This window comes from Pseudonocardia lacus (assembly GCF_018531445.1).
In the GTDB taxonomy this organism is placed as follows: Bacteria; Actinomycetota; Actinomycetes; order Mycobacteriales; family Pseudonocardiaceae; genus Pseudonocardia; species Pseudonocardia lacus.
Window position 1 is genome coordinate 1 of record NZ_JAHDTH010000397.1, and the last position, 3,036, is coordinate 3,036.

Consider the following 3,036-nt stretch of genomic DNA (forward strand, 5'->3'; position numbering starts at 1 on the left):
ACCGTGGCCCCGCCGATCCCGGCGCTGACCGCGGCCGCCACCGCGGCGGCTCCCGCGATCGCCACGCCGGTGCCGTGGGTCGGCAGGCAGATCCGCACCACGAGATCGAGGAGCGCGCTCGGGTCGGCGACGGCGATGCCGGCGGGCGCGATCCGCATCGCGGCGCCGTTCGTGGTGCCGTGCCGGCCCGCGGCCACCGGGTCGGCCCCGGCGGCGAGCGCGGCCACGGCGCGCTTCGTCGAGGGCCCCAGCAGACCGTGCGCGCCGCGCCGGCGCATCGACTGCTCCCAGCCCAGCAGCCGGCGGCCGAACTCGGCCGGGTCGAACCCGCCGCCGGATCCCACCAGCAGCTCGCCCAGCAGCACGGCCTGCTCGGTGTCGTCGGTGACGGTGCCGGCCGGCAGGTCGGGGGCCACGGGCTGGTCGCGGGCGCCGGGGTGGAACCGGTCGACCACGGCGCCGTAGCGGGCGACCACCTCGGTGCGGGGCAGCGACTCGGTCGGCATGCCCAGGGCGTCGCCGACCGCCAGGCCGTGCAGCGCGCCGCGGGCCCGGTCGAGCCGGGCGTCCGGCACCGTCACACCAGCACCTCGTCGGCGGTGACCACCTCGACGAGCGGCGCGTAGAGCCGCATCACGTCGAGGGCCTTGCGGTGGCCGGCCTCGTCGCCCCCGGCGCAGGCGTCGGCGACCACGCGGACCGCCACGCCGGCGTCGGCCGCGGCCAACGCCGTGGACAGCACGCAGCAGTCGGTGGACACGCCGGCGAGCACGAGGTCGGCGTCGCCGACCCGGGCCGCCAGCTCGGGCCCCCACTTGGAGAAGGTCGGGGCGTCGACGGTGGGGTGGGGGCGGGCGAGCTCCGGCACCACGTCCCACAGCGGCGCGTCGGGCGGCTGCAGCGCGAACGGCCACTGCCGGTAGTACTCGCGCCAGGCGCCCCGCGGCCGCGCCGGGCTGACGAACCGGGTGAGCGTCACGGCCGGGTCGAACGCCTCGACCAGCGCCGCGACCGTGTCGACGATCGCGGCGAAGCCCGGCGTCGCCCACCCGCTGCCCGGGTCGGCGAAGACCCGCTGCATGTCGACCACCACCAGGTGGCCGGCCGGCGCCGCGGTCACGGCCGCGCGGGGCTCAGTGCTCCGCGGGCCGGATGTGGTACTCGAACACCAGCCCGGCGATCGCCAGCAGCAGCAGCACCCCGGAGATCACCATCGCCCAGACGTAGAAGAACGCCAGGGAGATCCCGAACAGCGCGACCGCACCGGCCAGCGCCACCGGCCAGTAGCTGCCCGGGGAGAAGAACCCGACGTCACCCGCGCCGTCGGAGACCTCGGCGTCCGGGTTGTCCTCCGGGCGGCCCTCCAGCCGGCGGGCGACGAACCGGAAGTAGGTGCCCACGATCAGCGCGAGGCCGCCGGTCAGGAACAGCCCCGCGATGCCCACGGCCTCCTGCGCCAGCACGGTGTAGACGATCGCGACGACGAAGCAGAAGACCGCGATGATCTCGAAGATGCGGTGCTCGACCCTCATCGCTCAGCTCCCGGTGGTGGTCGGCTCCGACGCGGAGCGCTGGGTCCGGTCGGTGGTGAAGGGGTAGGTGCTGGTGGCCTGCGGGGCGCACAGCTCGCCGCAGTTCAGCTCGGCCAGCGCCTCTCCGGCGGTGTAGAGCGCCTTGGTGTCGGGGTTGTTCTGCGTGCGCAGCGCCACCCACCGCTCGTACAGGTCCGGCGGGATCGCCCGGACCTCGAAGTTCATCTGCGCGTGGTAGGTGCCGCACAGCTCCGCGCAGCGGCCGACGAAGGCGCCCTCGCGCTCGATCTCGTCGATGCGCCAGACGTTGTCCTGGTCGTTGACCTCGGGGAGCGGGAAGACGTCGCGCTTGAACAGGAACTCGGGCACGAAGAAGCTGTGGATCACATCGTTCGAGCGCTGCGTGAACTGGATGCTCTGCCCGGTGGGCAGCACCAGCAGCGGGATCGTGTCGCTGGTGCCCAGCGTGCTGACCGGGCGGCCGTCGGGACCGGGGTTGTCCGGGTAGCCGAACTCCCAGTTCCACTGGAAGGCGGTGACGTCGATGTTGACGTCGGCCGGCTCCTGCGGGTCGTTGTCGACGTAGTTCTGCACGACGACGGTGAACGCGAACAGCACCGCCACGATGATCGTGGGCAGCACCGTGAAGACGATCTCGACCGGCAGGTTGTACTGCGTCTGCCGGGGCAGCGAGCCGTCGTCGTCCTTCTTCTTGCGGTGGAACGCGACGGCCCAGAGCATCGCGCCCCAGGTGATCGCACCCACGACCAGCGCCGCGATCGCCGACCCGGTCCACAGCTGGCGCATCGCCTCGGCCTGCGGGGTGATCCCCTCCGGCCAGCCGAAGCGGATCGCCTCCTCCACCGAGCAACCGCTGGTGAGCAGCGAGACGACCACGGCCAGACCGGCCACCTTGGCCACCCGCCCGGTACCGCGGCGACTCCCGTCGCGCTGAGCTCGAGCCACTGCTCGCCGCCTCCCACCGTCGTCCGGGACGCCGTGCGCCCCCATGTCGTAGCCGAGGTCGACTCCCGTCTTCGACCTCGCGTAGAGACTAGACCCACGGGGCCGTGGATCGCCTCCCGGGTGCGGCCGTGTCGGGGTGTCCGCCCGGCTACCCGGTGCGCTGCGGACCCGGCGGCTGCAGCCGCGAGCGCAGCGCCGCGACCAGCTCCGCGCGGTTGCCGGCGACCAGCTTCTGGCGCAGGCGCGCCACGTGCTGCTCGACGGTCTTGGGCGAGATGTAGAGCCGCGCGCCGATCTCGCGCTGGGTCAGCCCGTCCAGCACGAGCCTGCCCACCTCGCGCTCGCGCCGCGACAGCCCGTCGCGCCCGATCGCCCGATCGGGGGAGACCCGTCCGCGCAGGGTCCGCCCCGCGCCCAGCAGCTCGCGCACGGTCGGGGGGTCGGCGGCGCGGGCCGCGGCGGCCAGGCACAGCGCGGCCGCCTCCCACGGGCGCCCGATCCCGACCAGCCGCTCGGCCGCGGCGCGCACCTCGCCGGC

The 3,036-nt window shown here is 74.4% G+C and carries 5 protein-coding genes; all 5 read right to left on the reverse strand.

The window, feature by feature from the left end; genetic code table 11:
- The coding region (locus KIK08_RS38355; protein ID WP_308258157.1) for an ADP-ribosylglycohydrolase family protein at positions 1–581 on the reverse strand (581 nt) is incomplete at its 3' end.
- Complete coding sequence (locus tag KIK08_RS38360) at positions 578–1,120, reverse strand: cysteine hydrolase family protein (RefSeq protein WP_308258158.1); 543 nt, start codon at positions 1,118–1,120, stop codon at positions 578–580. The genes KIK08_RS38360 and KIK08_RS38355, both read right to left, overlap by 4 nt.
- Positions 1,121–1,133: 13 nt before the next feature.
- The gene (locus tag KIK08_RS38365) at positions 1,134–1,532 is read right to left on the reverse strand and encodes a cytochrome c oxidase subunit 4 (protein WP_214408217.1); all 399 of its coding nucleotides are present in this window, start codon (positions 1,530–1,532) and stop codon (positions 1,134–1,136) included.
- 3 nt (positions 1,533–1,535) lie between these two features.
- Complete coding sequence (gene ctaC / locus KIK08_RS38370; protein WP_308258159.1) at positions 1,536–2,453, reverse strand: aa3-type cytochrome oxidase subunit II; 918 nt, start codon at positions 2,451–2,453, stop codon at positions 1,536–1,538.
- Positions 2,454–2,646: 193 nt separating this feature from the next.
- Positions 2,647–3,036: helix-turn-helix transcriptional regulator (locus KIK08_RS38375; RefSeq protein WP_214408219.1), on the reverse strand; the 390-nt coding region annotated here is incomplete at its 5' end.